Source organism: Mucilaginibacter sp. 3215 (assembly GCF_050433785.1).
Taxonomy (GTDB): Bacteria; Bacteroidota; Bacteroidia; order Sphingobacteriales; family Sphingobacteriaceae; genus Mucilaginibacter.
The window spans coordinates 746,871-764,589 of the sequence record NZ_JBNPWO010000001.1; the positions used below are offsets into that span (position 1 = coordinate 746,871).

Genomic DNA, 17,719 nt, shown 5'->3' on the forward strand with positions numbered 1-17,719 from the left:
ACTTTTTTTGCAATATAAAGCCAAGCGGTGTGTTTTATTCTTTTAATAAAAAAACGAAAGGCCGAAATTCATGAGTTTGGTTATTATATATGGATAATTTTACTATTTAATTATTGAGTCTGTCAGAGTCTTCCGAATGTGATATTGCTCCTGTTATTAAATATTTTTGTGAATATCAATCTTAACAACCAACAATTACTACTCGAAATCAATAAACATCCAATCCTGTCCATATCCTAAAGAAAAAATGAATAGGGCGGTATTTAAAAAACAATAATTTAATGGATTTATGAAATTCAGCCGTTCAGAAATTTTACTTTTAATGTCAGCATGCACGAGCATGTGTAACCCGCGATAGGATTTAACTAAATTAAATGAACACATATTCAGCAAGTTACAAAAAAGACGGGTTTGAAGGCCAGCGAGCGATCGTGATACCCAAGACTATATTACAGCGGTTTTGTGAGGGAAATGCGGCTATACAAGGAGCATTTATAACGGATATTGGATATTATCCCAAGGCAAAATTCCATCGCAGGGAGCGATATACAGGTGCGGGTCAAAATATCCTGATTTATTGCGTTGACGGAAAAGGGATGGTTAAGATAGGCACCCATACTTATGAGATCAAACCCGGCGACTTTTTTGTTATTCCTCATGGTGTTAAGCATTTTTATGAAACAAATGAAAGCAGTCCCTGGACAATTTACTGGTGCCACTTCAAAGGCCCGCAAGCAGATGCTATAACAGAGCAAATTTATGTAAGGGATCAGAGTTTCCGGTACAGCATCGAATTTGACGGTGACCGGATCGCCCTTTTTGACAAGCTTTACCTATTTTTAGAACAGGGTTACAGTACAGAAAATCTCACTTATGTCAATTTACTGCTGCTGCAATATTTAAGCTCTTTTTTGTTTAGGGACAAATATTATAAAACGAATTTAAACACACACTCCCAGCCGCAGGACAGATCTATTTTATTCATGCAGAAGAATCTGGATAAGACCTTAAGTTTAGCTGAGCTCGCGGCCTCGGTAAACCTATCGGTCAGTCATTATTCTGCATTATTTAAGAAAACCACCGGATTTTCGCCTATAGACTATTTTAATCACCTTAAAATACAAAAAGCCTGTCAGTACTTGCAGTTCACGGAATTGAGGATCCGTGAAATAGCTTTTCGCATTGGCATTGACGACCCTCTTTATTTTTCCAGATTGTTTAACAGAACCATGGGATACGGCCCAAAAGAATACCGTAAAAGCCGGTCTCCTTCCATTAAATAAGTGCGTTTCCCCGCTTTGGGCTGTATGTTTAAAAAATTATGCTTTCTTAACAAACTCTGATTTTAATGCCATAGCGCCAAACCCATCGATTTTACAATCAATGTTGTGATCGCTGTCAACCAAACGGATGTTTTTAACCTTGGTCCCTGCTTTAATACTTTGAGAGGAGCCTCGTACCGGCAGGTTTTTTATTGTAACAACAGTATCTCCGTTCTGGAGAATATTTCCGTTGCTATCCTTCACCACAAACAGATCTGAACTTACAGGATTATCTTGCGGATTCCATTCGTGTCCGCATTCCGGACATATGAGCAGGTTATCCATTTCATAAGCATAGGGAGATTTACATATTGGGCAGGAGGCAAGTTCACTCATCTTTTGTAGTATTGATTTTCACCGGCAAAGATAAAATTTAAAAAAGATTTGCATTCGACAATGTTGCATGCATTTTGTCCAGGCAAACAATTGAAGTAAGGAACCGGAAGGCGGACCTGTCATACCATAACCTATCGGAGTAATTTCGGAGAAACCCTGATATGTGAGATGTTATTTACCAGTTTTAGTGTGGCCATAACTGTATAGCTTAACAGGTTTTTCAAGATTTATTATTTAGAATTAGATTAAATAAATACTTTCGTGCAAAATTTAATCTGATGAAATCACATGTACCGTTTCACTTTATTACTACCTGTTTTTTATTGTTATCCTGTTTTGCATCAGCTCAAAATGTAAAAATACAAGGTAGCGTCCGCGACTCCGTATCTGGAGTGGCCTATCCCACAATCAAGTTCAAGACCGGGCAGATAAGTGGTGATGCCAAAGGGCGCTTCACAGCTTTTGTACCGGCAGGACAGCAACTGTCAATGGAAATTTCTGCCGTGGGCTATCAGCCCTTATTGGTATCACTCCCCGCTTTAACGCGTGACACGACCATTAACTGGCGCTTACAGCAAGCCAGCCGGGCCCTTGGTGAGGTTATAATTTCGGCAACGAGAAGACCGGAAAGCCCCAGGAATATTGTATCAACAGTAAGTATCGTTTCAAAAAAGAAACTCGATAATGAAATTGCTGTTAACCCGGACCTGACCAGCATCCTGGCAAACGAGGTACCCGGCTTTGCCCCGACAGCACAATCGGGCAGTAATGTTGGTCAAAATTTAAGGGGGCGTCCCATGCTGGTTATGATTGATGGTGTGAGCCAGTCGTCCCCGCTCAGGAATGCCGAGGTGGACCTGCGGTCTATTGATCCGTCTGTATTGCAGCAAATTGAAGTCGTAAAAGGAGCAACGGCCATTTACGGTAATGGTGCTGCCGGCGGCCTGGTTAACTATGTAACACTGGTGCCTGATACTTCGGCAAAGTTTGCCGGTAAAACCGACGTTTATTTAAACGGCTCGCTGGTGAAGGTACGTAATTCAGTAGGCGGTCGCATCAGTCAGATGTTTTATGGCAAAGCAGGAAAATTTGATTATGTAGCAAGCGGCATGGCAGAGGAAACCGGAGAATACAAAGATGCCAAAGGCGATGTGGTTGGGCCCAACTACAGCCTTGGTGAAACAAACACCTACAATGCCTTTGCTAAACTGGGTTATCAGCCAACGCGTAACCAGCGGTTGCAATTGGTATATAACTATTATAGCAGCTTACAGAACAGCAACTTTACGCTGGTGAACGGCAACCTGGCTACAGGTCAGAAAGCTACCGGTGTACTTGGTAAACCGGCGGGCATTCCTACCGGGGCGGCTTACAATCACAACCTGCATTTATCTTACAAGGTTGACAATCTTTTCGCTCATACGAGCCTAAACGCGGACGCTTATTATGAAAAACGCCAGGATGTTTTTTATGTGTCGTTAGGCCGCTTTGATGGCGGAGACGGTCAGTCATTAGCACATAATGATAAAAAAGGCATACGATTATTCCTCCAAACTCCACTGGTCAGCCGTCCGTTGCTGAACGCTAACCTGTCTTATGGTATAGATTTGCTGAAAGACAAAACCTCACAACCGCTGGTAGACGGCCGTGTTTGGGTACCGACCATGGACATGACCAACCTGGCGCCATTTGCGCAAGCTGACCTAATGATCATTCGGGACCTGGTGTTCAAAACAGGGTTCCGGTATGAGCGTGTAAATATTGATGTTGACAATTATCGTACATTACGCATCACCAATGCAAGCGGTGCTACGGTAACTCCATCATTTGATGTAACAGGCGGCGTGTTGAAATATAATACCGCTTTGTTTAATGCCGGTTTAAAGTATAATCGTTTTGAGCTGTTCAGTCCTTATGTAAGTTTCTCCCAGGGTTTTTCTGTAATGGACATCGGTTTGGCTTTACGCGATGCCAGGGTGAACAGTATTAATAAGATCAATACCGATGCTGTTAAAGTGAATAATTATGAGGCGGGCTTTGAAAGCCGTTATCAAAATCTGGCATTTTCAGCTTCAGCCTATCAAAGCACCTCTAAGTTGGGAATTGAGGTATTATATGATCCGGCCACCGGCTTATTTAATACCGCGCGCAGCCCTGAAAAAATTTACGGTTTTGAATTAGCTGCCAGCTACATATTTAGCCGCCGGTTAACTGTAGGCGGTAGTTACAGTTATACAGATGGAAAAAGGGACGTTAATCAAAACGGGAAATACGATGACCCGCAAGATGCCTACCTGAATGGCAGGCGCATTTCTGCTCCTAAGATTACCGGTAATGTTACTTATTCACCAATCCGGGTGGTGGACATAACCCTGAATTATACAGGAATTGGCAACCGCAACCGTTTCGCAAAAAATGCTGCCGGTATCTACAATGGCAATGAAGGAGCTGTAAAAGCCTATAACCTGTTCAACCTGGCCGCCGGGTATAAAGTGAATAAGAATACCCGGTTGAGCCTGGGCATTGAAAACCTGCTTAATGAAGACTATTTTCCGGCACGTGCGCAATGGTTCATGCAACCGGGATTCTATTCAAAAGGCCGGGGCACGGCGTTTAATTTAGGTATATCAGTAAGGTATTAAAGACAGGCTGATCAGCACATCCATGGTGCAGGCGGTGAGTGTGGGAACGCAGCCTTGGCAGAAACAAATGGGAGGCACAAGGAATTTTTTGAATACAAGATGTGGAGATTAAACCTAATCCTTTTTAATGCTTCATAAAAAACTTTCTGAATTGAAAAGGTATATCCTGAAGCGGAAACAACCACACAAACAGAGCAATGCTTTTTATGTGGTTGTTAAATCGGTTGAGCTAATGGGGATGTAAATAGCCGTGCTCATGAAAATTAGAAATACCGTGGAGGCAAAGCGCAGTTTTTATTTTTTAATTACGGACCACTGCCGATTCTTTAACAACCTGCCATCGGCCTGATAGATATTCCTATATCACGGTAAAATATTTTCTGTTCAATTTGCCGTCAAATACAAGTTCTCGTGTAATTACCACCATGCCCATATTCCCATCACATACGGGGTAGTGATAGTCGGTTTTGGTAGAAAGTGGTTCTGTATTTAAATCTTTGTTTTGCTGTATAAATGACATGAGTTGCTCTTTGTTCATGGTATCAACAAGCCCGCCTTCATCAACTTTTACTATCAGTAAATTATCGGCATAAGCTTTATCAACGTATTGTACGTCAAAATGCGTTGCGTGGTAAATTAGTTCCCGGGTTAATTCAATTAATTGTTCGCTGTTCATCTTTTAATTTTTGAGGATTAATTATCGTGTGTAATGGCTCCATAGTTAAAACAGAATGTGTTAAGCTACGGTTATCGGAGATGAGCTGAGACAATACTTATGCCAATAGTAAATTATTGATTTGTAGGTATTTGTATATTAAATAAAAATATTATACACTTTATTTTGACAATAGTTGATCGTATTGACGAAATATAGTATCACGATTAGATGATTTTATACTGACTTGTACAAGGATTCTCAGCTGCAGCGAAACTATTATCAGACTTGAGTGATATACGCCTTCAGAAATTGAGCTTCGCCAACTTGCGAGGCTTAAAAAAATGATTAAGAGGCCCAGATCCCTCGCCTGTCTTTACATTCTGCCCTTCTTTGATGGCGATATTAACGTAATTCCCGGCCAAAGCAATAGCTTCGGGTAGAGATTGCCCTCGTGCTATGTAAGATGCGATAGCTGAAGCCAGTGTACAGCCTGTTCCGTGTGTGTTTAAGGAGTTTATAAAAGGGTAAGCGAAAGTTTTTCTTACACCTTGCCGATCAGCATATACGTTGTAGAGTTCAAGCCCATCTAAGTGGCCGCCTTTTACAAGAACGGCCTGGCTACCTAAATCTAACAATGCTTCTGCCGCGTTTATCATATCATCAACATTGCCGGCATGTTTGCCCGTTAGTTGAGTTGTTTCATTCAGGTTTGGCGTGAGCAGGGTTACCATTGGAAAAAGTAGCTCCTTCATGGCAAGCAATGCTTCGTTATTTGCCAGTTGTTTTCCGCTGCTTGAGCTGATAACTGGGTCGAGGATGATGGGTAGCGGTTCGTATTTTTTTAAAGCATCGGCTACCGCCTGCACAGTTTCCGCATTTGGCAGCATCCCGATCTTCACTGCCAAAGGCCGGATATCGCTCATTACTGCGCTGATCTGATTTTGCACCATTGCCGGTGGAATAACGTGAATATCAGTTACTCCCAGGGTGTTTTGCGCGGTAATGGCAGTAATGGCTGAGGTGCCGTAACAACCCAGGGCGGCAAAGGTCTTCAAGTCGGCCTGAATGCCCGCACCGCCGCCGCTATCGGAGCCGGCGATGGTTAATACCGAACAATATTGATAATACTGCAGCATTTCGTTTTAAAAATTAAAGGCGTTAATGCCCCCTTTTAAACTGAAGGCAGCTATCCCCGACAAAGACCTGGTTTGCTGAGCCGCTATTTTACTGCGTTGCCCGGTTTGACAGATAAATATCAGCTTTTTACCGCTTGGAAAAATATTAGCGTGTTCTTCCAATTCATAAAGCGGGATATTTATTCCTCCTATATTTTCATCGTCAAATTCATAGGTTTCACGCACATCAACCAGGTAAATTTCGTGAGGTGTTTCCGCGTGCCATTTTTTAAAGGTGTCGGCGTCGATTTCATTTATAACTTTATCACTTTCAACCGGCTGAGAAATGTTAACCGGGAGTGAAGGCGTTGCGGCAGAAATTTTGAAAACACTGATGCTATTGTCAAGCGCATTCAGGGTTAATAGTTTACCAGATAGTAGCTCCCCAATACCGCAAATCAACTTAATGGCTTCGTTGGCCATATAAGTACCTATTATACCGGGTAACACGCCAATAACACCAATTTCGGCACAGTTGGGCACTTCATTTTCGGGTGGCGCTTCTGGAAATAGGTCACGATAGCCGGTGCCGCCCTGATGATTAAACACCGATACCTGTCCCTCAAATTTAAATATCGATCCGAATACCAGCGGTTTGCCAAGGGTGGCGCAAGTATCATTCACCAGGTAGCGGGTGGTAAAATTATCAGAACCATCTATCACCATATCAAAATTGCTTATCAGTTGTTGCGCATTGGCAGCAATAATCCTTTCGGTATAAGCTATCAGCTCTACAAAAGGATTAAGCTGGTTTAGTTTTTGCTTGGCTATCAAAGCCTTTGGCTGGCCAATATCAGCGGCAGCATATAATATTTGCCGGTGCAGGTTGCTGACATCAACCATGTCATCATCCACAATACCAATGGTGCCTACTCCGGCTGCTACCAGGTACTGCAAAATGGGGCAACCTAATCCGCCGGCACCTATCATCAACACCCGGGCTGCTTTTAGTTTTTCTTGTCCCTGCAGGCCCAGCTCGGGCAATATCATTTGCCGGTTATACCGTTTCAGTTCTTCGCGTTCCAGCATATCCTTAGGTTAAACAGTTGTCCCAATCTTTCCAAACCGCCTCGTAACCCTGTTGGGCAATGATCTCTGCAATTTCCGCAGGACTGCGCTCGTCGGAAATTTCGAACTGCTCCAGCGACTCAGGTTCAACAGCGTATCCGCCCGGGTTGGTTTTTGAGCCCGCGCTTATTGAAGTTATGCCCAGTTTAATGATATTATTACGAAAGTTAGCCGATTCGCGGGTGGATATCGAAAGTTCAACCTCTTCGTTAAACAAACGATAAGCGCAGATCAGTTGTACCAGTTCGCGGTCATTCATTTCCACCTTTGGCTCGAGGCCGCCGCTAAAAGGTCTCAACCTCGGGAACGAAAGGCTGTATTTAGTTTGCCAGTATTTTTTTTCGAGGTAATTAAGGTGCATCGCGGTGAAAAAACAATCAGTGCGCCAGTCTTCCAAACCAATTAAAACGCCCAGTCCCATTTTATGGATCCCGGCCTGGCCCAACCTGTCGGGCGTTTCCACCCGGTATTTAAAGTTTGATTTTTTGCCTTTGGGGTGGTGTTTTTTGTAATCCTCTTTATGATAAGTTTCCTGGTATACCAGCACGGTATTGAGGCCATAAGGCGTTAGCTGCTGATAATCTTCCAGATCCATCGGTTGCACCTCCATCGAGATATGGGCAAAATGAGGCCTGATCAATTCGAGCGCTTTTTTAAAATAATCAACGTGCACATTCACGTTGTCCTCGCCGGTTACCAGTAATACATGCTCATAGCCCATCTCTTTAATAACGGCCACTTCCTGCATAATTTCCATTGGCGAAAGCGTTTTGCGTTTTACCTTGTTGTCGTAACTAAAGCCGCAATAAGTACAGATGTTGCTGCATTCGTTGGATAGATAAAGCGGTACATACATCTGCAGCACCTTGCCAAAACGTTTCAGGGTCAGACGCTGACTGATCTGCGCCATTTGCTCAAGGTAGGGCGCTGCAGCAGGTGATACCAGGGCCTTAAAATCTTCCAATGTTCTTTTATCCGCAGCCAGGGCGCGTTCAACATCCGCGCTGGTTTTGGCGTAGATACTGGCCTTGGTATCATCCCAGTTATAAGTTTCAAAAATATCGTTAAAACTACTCATCTAAAAAAGAAGTTAGTGGACTACTTGCCATAGCATGTGATACCGGTTGTGCCAGTTTGGCCTCAAAAGCCATCCGGCCGGCTTCAACGGCCAGTTTAAATGCTTCGGCCATTTGTACAGGGTTGCTTGATACCGCTATGGCTGTATTTACCAGTACGGCGTCGGCGCCTATTTCAAGCGCTTTGGCGGCATCAGACGGAGCTCCTATACCCGCATCAATAATAACGGGTACACTGCTTTGGCTGATGATGATCTCTAAAAAATCGATGGTTTTAAGTCCCTTATTGCTACCTATGGGCGAGCCTAAAGGCATCACAGCCGCAGTACCGGCTTCTTCAAGCCTTTTGCATAATACGGGGTCGGCATGGATATAGGGCAATACTGTAAAACCCAGTTTCGCCAGTTCTTCGGTAGCTTTTAGGGTTTCTATAGGGTCGGGCATCAGGTATTTGGGATCTGGATGTATCTCCAGCTTTATCCAGTTGGTTTCCAGCGCCTCGCGGGCAAGTTGGGCGGCAAACACAGCCTCCTTAGCATTCCGCACACCTGAGGTATTAGGCAAAAGGTTAATATGCGGATATTTTAAATGCAGCAACAGATCGTCGTTGTCGTTGTTTTTTACATCAACGCGCTTCAGGGCTACAGTTACCAGTTCAGAGCCTGAGGCCAGCAAAGCCTCCTCCATCATGGCAGGCGAGTTAAATTTGCCGGTGCCTGTAAATAAGCGCGACTGAAAAGTTTTATCAGCGATGGTTAACATAGTGTTGATTTTAAGCTTCGTTAAACGAAGGTTGATTTAAATGATGGTATATTTCCGAAACCACTTGCCTGGCGTTAGTGGCGTGGGTGATGGCGCCGGACAGCGCAACACCATATATGCCGCTTTGTATGATCAGCGGTATATCGGCCGGCACAATGCCGCCGATAGCGATTACCGGGATCCTCATATTTGCAAGACGCATCTGATCCATAATATCCTGATAACCGTCCAGTCCCAAAACAGGGCTCAGCTTTTGTTTGGTAGTTGTAAACCGGTAGGGCCCGAGACCGATATAGTCGGCGCCCTCGGCAACGCGCTGTTTTACATGCGCAAATGTATTGGCCGTACCACCGATGATCATATCATGGCCAACAATCTGACGGGCCTGTTGTATGGGCATATCCTGTAAACCCAGGTGCAGCCCATGGGCACCCACCTTTTTTGCAATTTCAGGATGGTCGTTCACTATTAATCTGGCACCGTACCCGTCACAAAGTTTAACGACCTCGATGGCATATTGCAGAATGAGATCTTCCGGTTGATCTTTAACCCTTAGCTGTACCCATTTACAACCGGCATCCAAAGCGGCTTTGATAGCGCCGGCATGTGTGCCGTTTTGCGGCTGTTGAGAGATATAATGCAGTTTATCAATCATGGATTTAATTGTTCGGTTTGTTTTTTAATGCTTATAAAATTGGAAACAGCCTGCTTGGGATCTTGCCAGATAGCACCCAAAACTGCTGCCCCGTCAAAATTCATCTTTTTTAGCAGGTTTAAATTGGATATATCCACGCCGCCAAGCGCTATTATTTTTGGTCCGGACTTATTACGGTCTAAACAAAAACTGGCAGGCAGCATGCTTTGATAACCTGGCTTGGATATGCTATTGAACACCGGGCTTAAAAATGTGTACTCAAAATGTTTTAGTGAGGATGTGGCGCTAACATCATGTATCGAAGTACTCAATCGGTAGCCTTCATTAAGCTGAATGTTTAATTTCAAGTGGTCGCTTTTGATACGATCCTTTTCGGTATAATGTAAACAGCGCATCTCAAAAACTTTGGCCAGCCTATGATGCTGATGACAAACTATAGCATGATGATAAGCCTGGTCAATCTGAGTAATCAGATTGGTACATTGATCGAGATCCCAACCTGGTTTGCGCAGGTGGAAACGCTGCAAACCGGCCCCGAACAAGCGGTTGATTGTTTGTGCTTCATCTATCACAGTATCCGGGGCCGATATCACGATCAGTTCCATTACAGGTATATTTCGCTGCCTTTTTCGGCAAACTCTTTCGATTTTTGTTCCATGCCCCTGGTTAGCGCATCGGCTTCGTTAACACCGTTCTCTTTAGCAAAGTCGCGTACATCCTGGGTTATTTTCATCGAGCAGAAGTTCGGTCCGCACATCGAGCAAAAATGCGCGATCTTGGCTCCCTCGGCAGGCAGGGTTTCATCATGAAATTCCTTAGCCGTATCCGGATCTAACGACAGGTTAAACTGATCTTCCCACCTGAACTCGAACCGTGCTTTGCTCAATGCATTGTCGCGATATTGCGCACCGGGATGACCTTTGGCTAAATCGGCAGCGTGGGCAGCAATTTTGTACGTGATCACGCCGTCTTTAACATCCTTTTTGTTGGGCAAACCCAGGTGTTCTTTAGGGGTCACATAGCACAACATAGCGGTACCGAACCAACCGATCATAGCAGCACCAATAGCCGAAGTGATATGATCATATCCCGGAGCAATATCGGTAGTTAATGGCCCTAAAGTGTAAAAAGGCGCTTCAGAACAATGCTTCAGTTGTTTCTCCATGTTCTCTTTGATGAGGTGCATGGGTACGTGGCCGGGGCCTTCAATAATGGTTTGCACATCGTGCTTCCAGGCTATTTTGGTCAGCTCGCCCAGGGTTTCCAGCTCGCCAAACTGCGCGGCGTCGTTGGCATCGGCAATACAGCCGGGGCGCAAGCCATCGCCTAACGAGAAGGCGACATCATACGCTTTCATGATCTCGCAGATCTCCTCAAAATGCGTGTACAAAAAGTTCTCTTTATGATGGGCCAGGCACCATTTGGCCATGATAGAACCACCGCGCGATACAATGCCGGTAATACGTTTGGCTGTTAAAGGCACATAGCGCAGTAAAACACCCGCATGGATAGTGAAATAATCAACACCCTGCTCGGCCTGTTCTATCAGCGTATCCCGAAACAGTTCCCAGGTAAGGTCCTCGGCTTTGCCGTTCACTTTTTCGAGCGCCTGGTAAATAGGCACGGTACCTATGGGTACTGGTGTGTTGCGGATGATCCATTCGCGGGTTTCGTGAATGTTTTTACCTGTCGACAGGTCCATAATGGTATCGGCGCCCCAGCGGCATGCCCAAACGGCTTTTTCTACTTCTTCTTCAATACTCGAGGTAACTGCCGAGTTGCCGATGTTGGCATTGATCTTAACCAAAAAATTACGGCCAATGATCATCGGTTCACTTTCGGGGTGATTGATATTTGATGGGATAACAGCCCGACCGGCGGCTACCTCTTGTCTTACAAATTCGGGGGTAATGTAACCTTTAGGTGTATTGGCGCCAAAGCTATGGCCCTGATGCTGTTGGCTCATTACATCATATTGCCCGTTCAACTGTTCTTTAAGCAGATCGATGCGTTGGTTTTCGCGTATGGCGATGTACTCCATTTCGGGTGTAACGATGCCCTTTTTTGCGTAGTGCAGTTGCGATACATTCATGCCTGCTTTGGCGCGGAAAGGTTTACTGTGATAGCCAAAACGTAAATGATCAAGCTCTTTACTGTTTAAGCGTTCGCGGCCATATGCTGATGATATGCTATCCAGCAACTCAACATCACCACGCGAAGTGATCCATTTTTCGCGCAGGCGGGGCAAACCTTTTTTAACATCGATGGCTATGTTTGGATCGGTATAAGGGCCGCTGGTATCGTAAACAGTTACCGGGGCGTTGGGCTCGGTTTCGCCAAAACGGCCATGTAGTTTGGTGTCGTTCAGGCTTATTTCGCGCATGGGCACGTCAATATCGTGCAATTGTCCTTTAACGTAAATCTTACGCGACGCCGGAAACGGTGTTTGCGTGATGGCTTGTGCTGTAGGTGTTTTTTCTGTTTTCATAAAAGGCTATTGGGTGTTTATCCTCCCTGGGTGGCTTTAATAATGATGACCTTATCGCCCTGATTGAGCTTGTGGTTTTCCCATAGGGTTTTGGGAACAATAGCTTCGTTGATGGCAATGGCCAGCCCCCGGTCGGGGTGCTGCAAGACATCAGCGAGCAAAACCTGCACATTGCAGTTATCAGGCACAATAAAATTTTGTTGATTAACGGTTACTTCCATTACGTTGCATTAAAATTTCAACTGTAGGAATGTCCCCGTATTAGGAAAGAAAAAACAACACCAATAGTGTCGTCGTCACTTTTCCCTTCGCCAGCATTACCCGGATCAGGTTCAAAGGGTATTATCTCAGTCCGTCAGGACACCCCTAAAGTTGCAGTAAAGCTAAAGGAATAAAATTGATTAATCCAAATCAATTTTATGTTAAGACTATCTGGTTACTGCTGATGATAATTTGTTTTAACGTGTAAGTGTATTGAATATCAAGTGATTGAATTGTGTTAATGCTGACGAAAATAATTTGAAAGCATCAGGCAAATTATCGTCAGCTTAACTCAAAATCCATAAAATAATAAACTACTCTCAACCTGATGTCAAATAATTGTTAATCGGCAAAATCGGGCCGGTCAATAAAAATAAGTGTCTTATCTTAGCTGCAACTGAAGTATGAACACATTAGTTGAATTAGTACAAACCTATGGGCTCTGGCTGGTATTTTTGATCACTCTTTTACAGAGTGTTGGATTGCCGCTGCCTGCATTTGCAGTATTGATTGTAACTACCGCTGTAACACCTGCAACCGAAGCTAATATCATCATACTCATTTTAACCGGATCACTGGGTACCTTAGCAGGCGACCTCATATTATATTTTGCCGGGAAGAGATACGGAACGGGGATCCTTGGGAAATTATGTAAAATTTCTATGTCACCGGATACCTGTGTTCGCAGCACCGGCGATATTTTTGAACGCTACGGCGCCCCGGCGTTAACCATTGTTAAATTTATTCCGGGGCTGTCAACACTGGCACCTGTTGTTGCCGGGGTTTATGCAATGCGGGTGACATTATTTGTGTTTTTTTCATCCATCGCAGCACTTATCTATCTCGGCGCGGCAGTGACGCTGGGTGCAGTTTTTCGGCACCAGGTTGATGGTTTGATCGCCGCATTAAGTCATTATGGCACGATGGGCGGTTTATTTGTCGTCGTGCTGTTCGGTTTATACCTTTTGTTCAAATGGCTTCGGCGGTATCGTCTTATCAGGCAGTTTGAAACGGATAGGTTAACTGTGAATGATTTGATAGAGCTGATTGACTGAGAATCGAACCCTGTGATACTTGATGCACGCCCGATAGATCAGCGCACAAGAAATGGATTTATACCGGGTTCAGTCCCTATAGACGAAAACAGTTTTAATGATATTGCCAACCGATATGCCGGGCATAAGGAGATTGTTATTTACTGTTCGTGCCCGAATGAAATAACCGCTGCAAGATATGCAGAGAAATTGCGTAAAGTTGGCCTGAAGCGCATCCGGCCTTTAGTAGGAGGGATTGATGCATGGGCCCAATCAGGCCAGCAGGTTACATTTCTTTAGACTCCCAACGTCATTGCGAGGTACGAAGCAATCTCCTGCTCTGCAGGGTGGATTTGCACGGCGTCTCTGCCTGTTGGGGATTGCTTCGTACCTCGCAATGACGTCTTTTTTATTTTAAAACAGCTTCTTATTCTCCTTCATTACCCATTCCCTACACGCTGCATTTCATCGGTTGCACCATTGTCGCGCTTGGCCGTTTTGAAGGTTTTGCCGAAACGATAAGTGAACGCAAGCACTACTACACGGCTATCACGCTTAATCTTAAAATACTCGGTGGCGTTGGGGAACTGCGTTAAGCCCTCCATGGCGTTGGTGTAAAATATATCGCGCATGCTCAGCTTCAGGGTGGCTTTCTTTTTTAGTACCGACATGCCCAGCCCTGCCGAGAGTTGCCCGGTAGGGTATAGCCGTTCCTGCACGTCATTGCGGGCGCGGGTGGTATAAAAGCCCGATACCTCGCCTGTAAAACGTTTGCCAATGGTGAACTGGTTGCTGGCGTTGAGGTTAAGCTGGTTAATATCTGATGTGTAATGATTGCCGTTAAAACCGCTCAGCTTTTTGTAATTGTACAGCGCCTGTGCTGTTAGCGTCCACCAGTTGGTGGGGGAGGCCGTGATAGCTTCGGATACGCCGATGATATACGTGCGCCCCACGTTGCCCTGTGTATACAGCAAAATGCCCGCAAGGGTAGGGCCGCTCAAAAAGATCTGCGAAAAGTAGTTGTTGATATTGCTGTAAGATACCGTGGTGGTGAGCAGGTTTTTGTATTGATGGCTCAGCTCCAGGTTCCAGCTGTATTGGGGTAAAATATAAGGGTTGCCCGTTTGATAAGTGTACTTGTTAATGATAAAATAAAATGGGTTAAGCGTTTGGTAAACCGGGCGATCAATACGGCGGCTTACCGTTAAAGTAAAGCTATTTGCAGTATCGGCCTGGTAACTGAAATAGCCGCTGGGAAAAAAGCTGCCGTAGTTGCGCGAAAAGGCCGAATCTTTTTGCAGCACATTACCCAGTTGATGGGCGTGATAATCGGTATGCTCATAACGTAAGCCTACCTGATAGGAAATGGCCTTATGCTTGCGCTCCCATTGCGTGTAAACCGCGTGGATGTTCTCACTGTAAAGGAAATGGTTACTGCGGGTCAGGTCATCAGTCCATTGGCCCGCATTGAGGTTTTGATAACCAGCGGAATTATCAGTACTGCTGTGGGCCGATTTCCAGCCTGCCTGAAATTGGCCATCACTGTCGGTTTTAAGCGTATAGTCGGCTTTGCCCGAGAGTATGTTGATGCCGGTGGGGATGTTGGCGCGGGTTGATTCGTTATAACCGCCGGTGGTTTGCAGGCGGTTGTTGAAATTCTGGTCGCTGGTAATGTTGTAGTGCAGCCAGTCGGCATCAGCGCTGATGTCCTGGTTTTTGCTGATGACATGGCGGAGGCTCAGGCTCACCTGGCCGTTTTTAAACCGGCTGTTGTTGGCGTTATCGGTAGCGATGACAGAATCTGCCGCGCCACTTGGGTTGAGCCAGCGCGCCGAAGCCGTATTGTTGCCCTCGCGGTGGATCATGGTTCCGCCAAGCACAATGCCAACCGTTGTTTTAGGCGAAACTTCATAGTCCAGCCCCGCTTTGGCCGTATTGTTCAGCAGCGTGCCGGTGAAGTGCGATGGCTGGTCCAGCGTTGCGGTGGTAGCCCCGTCGGCGCCGGTGTATTTACGCAGCGCGTACAGGTTGGTAAGGTATTTTTGCCGGCTGATATTGTAATTAAAGAAAGTGCTGACGCGCCCGGCGCGGTAATTGAGCGTGAGCGTGTTATTGGTTTTGAAGTAAACACCCTGCGCCACCGTAGCCGTAACCGACCCGTTGAACCCCTTTTGCCGGTTCTTTTTGGTTTTAATGTTGATGATCCCCGCATTCCCGTTGGCATCATACCTGGCCGTAGGGTTGGCAATCAGTTCAATCTGCGCTACCTGGGTGGAGCTCATGCTGCTGAGCAGGTTGTTCAGGTCGGCACCGGAGAGGTAGGTTGGTTTGCCATCTATCATCACCAGCACCCCGGGCTTGCCTTGTAAAGAAATGCCGCCATTACGGTCGACCATTACCCCCGGCGATTTCTCCAATACTTCCAGAACCGTAGCCCCCACGTTGGTTACCGAAGCATCAACGTTTACGATCACCTTTCCCTGCTTCACCTCTACCGGCGGCGTTTTGGCAGTGATGTTCACCTCTTTCAGTACAGTACTCAGGGCTTGTATGCGGATGGTATCCTGCTTAATATTCTCCGCAATGGTATAGCTGCGGGTGGTTTGGGGCTGATATCCCGTATAAGTTACCGAGAAGCTGAATGCTCCCTGCGCAATGTTCTGAAACCTGGCCTGGCCGCGGGCGTTAGTTACGATCATACTGGCCTGCTTATTAGCCTGGATCAGTTTAACGGTAGCACCATCGGCGGGCTGGGCATTTTCTTTAACCACTATCAGCGTAAACTGCTGAGCAAAGCCGCCCAGGGGTAACAGGGCCAGTAGAAAGAGTAAAAGTGTACGGGTCATTCAGTCAATCCTAATAATCCCGTAAGATAATCAGGGTTAGGCGGATGTTTGCAATTTAAGGTGCGAAAATATGGGTGAAAATCACTTTTTTACTTTGAAAGTCACTGGTATGCCGCATCTAAACCCAACCCTGCATACCCGCGCCAAGGTGGGAAACTATCAACATTAACGCCTTACGCGGTTTAAATTAAAGGCAACCAGGTATTCGTACACCGGCTCGGGGGCGAAACGATCTGACGATTTCACTGTTTGTGCCTTCATCACCTGGTTCAATTGCGTTTTTACCAGGGCAAAAGTCGCTTTTAACAGTTCGGGCAATACGCTTGTCGCTACTGTGGGATAGTACTGTTTCTCAAAAGCTTTTTTCTCAGCGGCGGTAGCCATTTGTACCTCCCAATGCTCATCGGGTTTAAAACCATTCTCCAAAGCGGTATTACCCAGGTCATAAATATATTCGCTGGCTTTGTAGTGTGCTGTTTGTTTATCGGTCATTCTGATATTTATTGTATGAGGATTTATCTTGTTTATTGTTGAAGCGATTAATTAAGCCTTAGGTCGCTTTAGCGACTTTGACAGCGGTAGGCCCCTTTTGCCCCTGTTCTATTTCAAAGGTAACTTTGTCATTTTCTTTGATGGCAAAAGAAGCCGCGTTGACATGAACAAAAATGCTTTCCTGGGTTTGCAGGTCTTTGATGAAACCGAACCCTTTAGATTCATTAAAGAATGTTACTGTGCCTTTTCTTACAATTTCTACTTCAACTTCCTCCTGTTTTGGCGTACCAATGAGGATGTCCTGCGCCAATACCTTTTTCCGATTACCGGGGTCCTGGGGCACGGAGGTAATGTTGCCGTTTGCGTCAACATAAGCCAGCATATCTTCAAAGCCCTGTCCTTTAACAGCGTTGGCTTTACGATCTTCGGCCTTTTCTTTTTTGTCCTGTTGTTTTTTGAGCTTTTTCTTTTCGCGCTCTTTCTTGTTAAATGTTTCGGTGGATCTACCCATGTTTTTGATTAAGTGTAACAAAAAAGCATCCCCCCGGATGGGAGGATGCTTTTAAAATGATGATATAGTGATTAAGCTATTTTTACATTTACTGCATTCGGACCTTTACGGCCTTCTTCAACGTCATAACTAACGGCGCTGTTCTCACGAACATTGTCAATCAGACCTGTTGAATGAACGAAGATTTCGCTGCCACCATTGTTAGGTGTGATAAATCCGAAACCTTTGGCTTCATTAAAAAATTTTACTGTTCCTTGTTGCATTATATTGTTGTTAATAAGTGTGCAATATAACTATAATTATTGATGTATTTTACTTTTCGTAAAATTATTTAACATTTATTTAATTGGCAAATGCAAAGAAAGGCCCAGAGTGCTGTTAAAGGGTGTTTTG

18 protein-coding genes and 1 riboswitch are annotated in these 17,719 nt (G+C 45.1%); of the genes, 4 read left to right on the forward strand and 14 right to left on the reverse strand.

Features of this window, described 5'->3' with window-relative positions; genetic code table 11:
* Positions 1 to 374 precede the first annotated feature (374 nt).
* The gene (locus ABIC84_RS03190; RefSeq protein WP_429262634.1) at positions 375 to 1,283 is read left to right on the forward strand and encodes an AraC family transcriptional regulator; all 909 of its coding nucleotides are present in this window, start codon (positions 375 to 377) and stop codon (positions 1,281 to 1,283) included.
* Between the two features lie 36 nt (positions 1,284 to 1,319).
* Here ABIC84_RS03190 and ABIC84_RS03195 read toward each other — a convergent pair whose 3' ends face one another.
* The gene (locus ABIC84_RS03195; protein WP_426587213.1) at positions 1,320 to 1,658 is read right to left on the reverse strand and encodes a zinc ribbon domain-containing protein YjdM; all 339 of its coding nucleotides are present in this window, start codon (positions 1,656 to 1,658) and stop codon (positions 1,320 to 1,322) included.
* 278 nt (positions 1,659 to 1,936) lie between these two features.
* Between ABIC84_RS03195 and ABIC84_RS03200 the strand changes: the two genes are divergently transcribed.
* Positions 1,937 to 4,300, forward strand: coding sequence for a TonB-dependent receptor (locus ABIC84_RS03200; protein WP_429262635.1), 2,364 nt, complete (start codon positions 1,937 to 1,939; stop codon positions 4,298 to 4,300).
* A 358-nt stretch (positions 4,301 to 4,658) separates the two neighbouring features.
* Here the strand turns inward: ABIC84_RS03200 and ABIC84_RS03205 are convergent, their stop codons facing one another.
* The 9 genes from ABIC84_RS03205 to thiS form a co-directional block, all read right to left on the reverse strand.
* Positions 4,659 to 4,976 (reverse strand): hypothetical protein, encoded by a 318-nt coding sequence (locus tag ABIC84_RS03205; protein ID WP_429262636.1) that lies wholly within the window; start codon positions 4,974 to 4,976, stop codon positions 4,659 to 4,661.
* Between the two features lie 284 nt (positions 4,977 to 5,260).
* The gene (thiD, locus tag ABIC84_RS03210; protein ID WP_429262637.1) at positions 5,261 to 6,094 is read right to left on the reverse strand and encodes a bifunctional hydroxymethylpyrimidine kinase/phosphomethylpyrimidine kinase; all 834 of its coding nucleotides are present in this window, start codon (positions 6,092 to 6,094) and stop codon (positions 5,261 to 5,263) included.
* A gap of 6 nt (positions 6,095 to 6,100) precedes the next feature.
* Entirely contained in the window at positions 6,101 to 7,162 is a 1,062-nt protein-coding gene (gene moeB / locus ABIC84_RS03215; protein ID WP_429262638.1) for a molybdopterin-synthase adenylyltransferase MoeB, read from the reverse strand.
* A 4-nt stretch (positions 7,163 to 7,166) separates the two neighbouring features.
* Entirely contained in the window at positions 7,167 to 8,279 is a 1,113-nt protein-coding gene (gene thiH, locus ABIC84_RS03220) for a 2-iminoacetate synthase ThiH (RefSeq protein ID WP_091164005.1), read from the reverse strand.
* On the reverse strand, positions 8,272 to 9,039 hold the full coding sequence (locus tag ABIC84_RS03225; RefSeq protein WP_426587222.1) for a thiazole synthase: 768 nt from the start codon (positions 9,037 to 9,039) through the stop codon (positions 8,272 to 8,274). Before ABIC84_RS03225 ends, thiH begins: the two co-directional genes overlap by 8 nt.
* Positions 9,040 to 9,049: 10 nt before the next feature.
* Positions 9,050 to 9,694: a thiamine phosphate synthase gene (locus tag ABIC84_RS03230; RefSeq protein WP_426587224.1), complete on the reverse strand. Its 645-nt coding sequence runs from the start codon at positions 9,692 to 9,694 to the stop codon at positions 9,050 to 9,052.
* On the reverse strand, positions 9,691 to 10,299 hold the full coding sequence (locus tag ABIC84_RS03235) for a thiamine phosphate synthase (protein WP_426587226.1): 609 nt from the start codon (positions 10,297 to 10,299) through the stop codon (positions 9,691 to 9,693). Before ABIC84_RS03235 ends, ABIC84_RS03230 begins: the two co-directional genes overlap by 4 nt.
* Positions 10,299 to 12,182 (reverse strand): phosphomethylpyrimidine synthase ThiC, encoded by a 1,884-nt coding sequence (gene thiC, locus ABIC84_RS03240; protein ID WP_429262639.1) that lies wholly within the window; start codon positions 12,180 to 12,182, stop codon positions 10,299 to 10,301. Before thiC ends, ABIC84_RS03235 begins: the two co-directional genes overlap by 1 nt.
* 17 nt (positions 12,183 to 12,199) lie before the next feature.
* Positions 12,200 to 12,403 (reverse strand): sulfur carrier protein ThiS, encoded by a 204-nt coding sequence (thiS, locus tag ABIC84_RS03245; protein ID WP_429262640.1) that lies wholly within the window; start codon positions 12,401 to 12,403, stop codon positions 12,200 to 12,202.
* A 65-nt stretch (positions 12,404 to 12,468) separates the two neighbouring features.
* A riboswitch (TPP riboswitch) is annotated at positions 12,469 to 12,560 on the reverse strand.
* 287 nt (positions 12,561 to 12,847) lie between these two features.
* Between thiS and ABIC84_RS03250 the strand changes: the two genes are divergently transcribed.
* Together ABIC84_RS03250 and ABIC84_RS03255 are read left to right on the forward strand one after the other, a co-directional pair.
* A complete protein-coding gene (locus ABIC84_RS03250; protein WP_429262641.1) occupies positions 12,848 to 13,498 on the forward strand; it encodes a DedA family protein in 651 nt (216 codons plus the stop codon).
* Between the two features lie 12 nt (positions 13,499 to 13,510).
* On the forward strand, positions 13,511 to 13,777 hold the full coding sequence (locus ABIC84_RS03255; RefSeq protein ID WP_429262642.1) for a rhodanese-like domain-containing protein: 267 nt from the start codon (positions 13,511 to 13,513) through the stop codon (positions 13,775 to 13,777).
* A 140-nt stretch (positions 13,778 to 13,917) separates the two neighbouring features.
* On the opposite strand, the gene ABIC84_RS03260 is transcribed toward ABIC84_RS03255, so the two are convergent.
* The 4 genes from ABIC84_RS03260 to ABIC84_RS03275 all read right to left on the reverse strand — a co-directional run bounded on the left by ABIC84_RS03260 (position 13,918) and on the right by ABIC84_RS03275 (position 17,589).
* Entirely contained in the window at positions 13,918 to 16,323 is a 2,406-nt protein-coding gene (locus tag ABIC84_RS03260; RefSeq protein ID WP_429262643.1) for an outer membrane beta-barrel protein, read from the reverse strand.
* 165 nt (positions 16,324 to 16,488) lie between these two features.
* The gene (locus ABIC84_RS03265; protein ID WP_426587234.1) at positions 16,489 to 16,815 is read right to left on the reverse strand and encodes a hypothetical protein; all 327 of its coding nucleotides are present in this window, start codon (positions 16,813 to 16,815) and stop codon (positions 16,489 to 16,491) included.
* A 58-nt stretch (positions 16,816 to 16,873) separates the two neighbouring features.
* A complete protein-coding gene (locus ABIC84_RS03270; RefSeq protein WP_429262644.1) occupies positions 16,874 to 17,326 on the reverse strand; it encodes a cold-shock protein in 453 nt (150 codons plus the stop codon).
* A gap of 71 nt (positions 17,327 to 17,397) precedes the next feature.
* Positions 17,398 to 17,589: a cold-shock protein gene (locus ABIC84_RS03275; RefSeq protein WP_090527544.1), complete on the reverse strand. Its 192-nt coding sequence runs from the start codon at positions 17,587 to 17,589 to the stop codon at positions 17,398 to 17,400.
* Positions 17,590 to 17,719 lie beyond the last annotated feature (130 nt).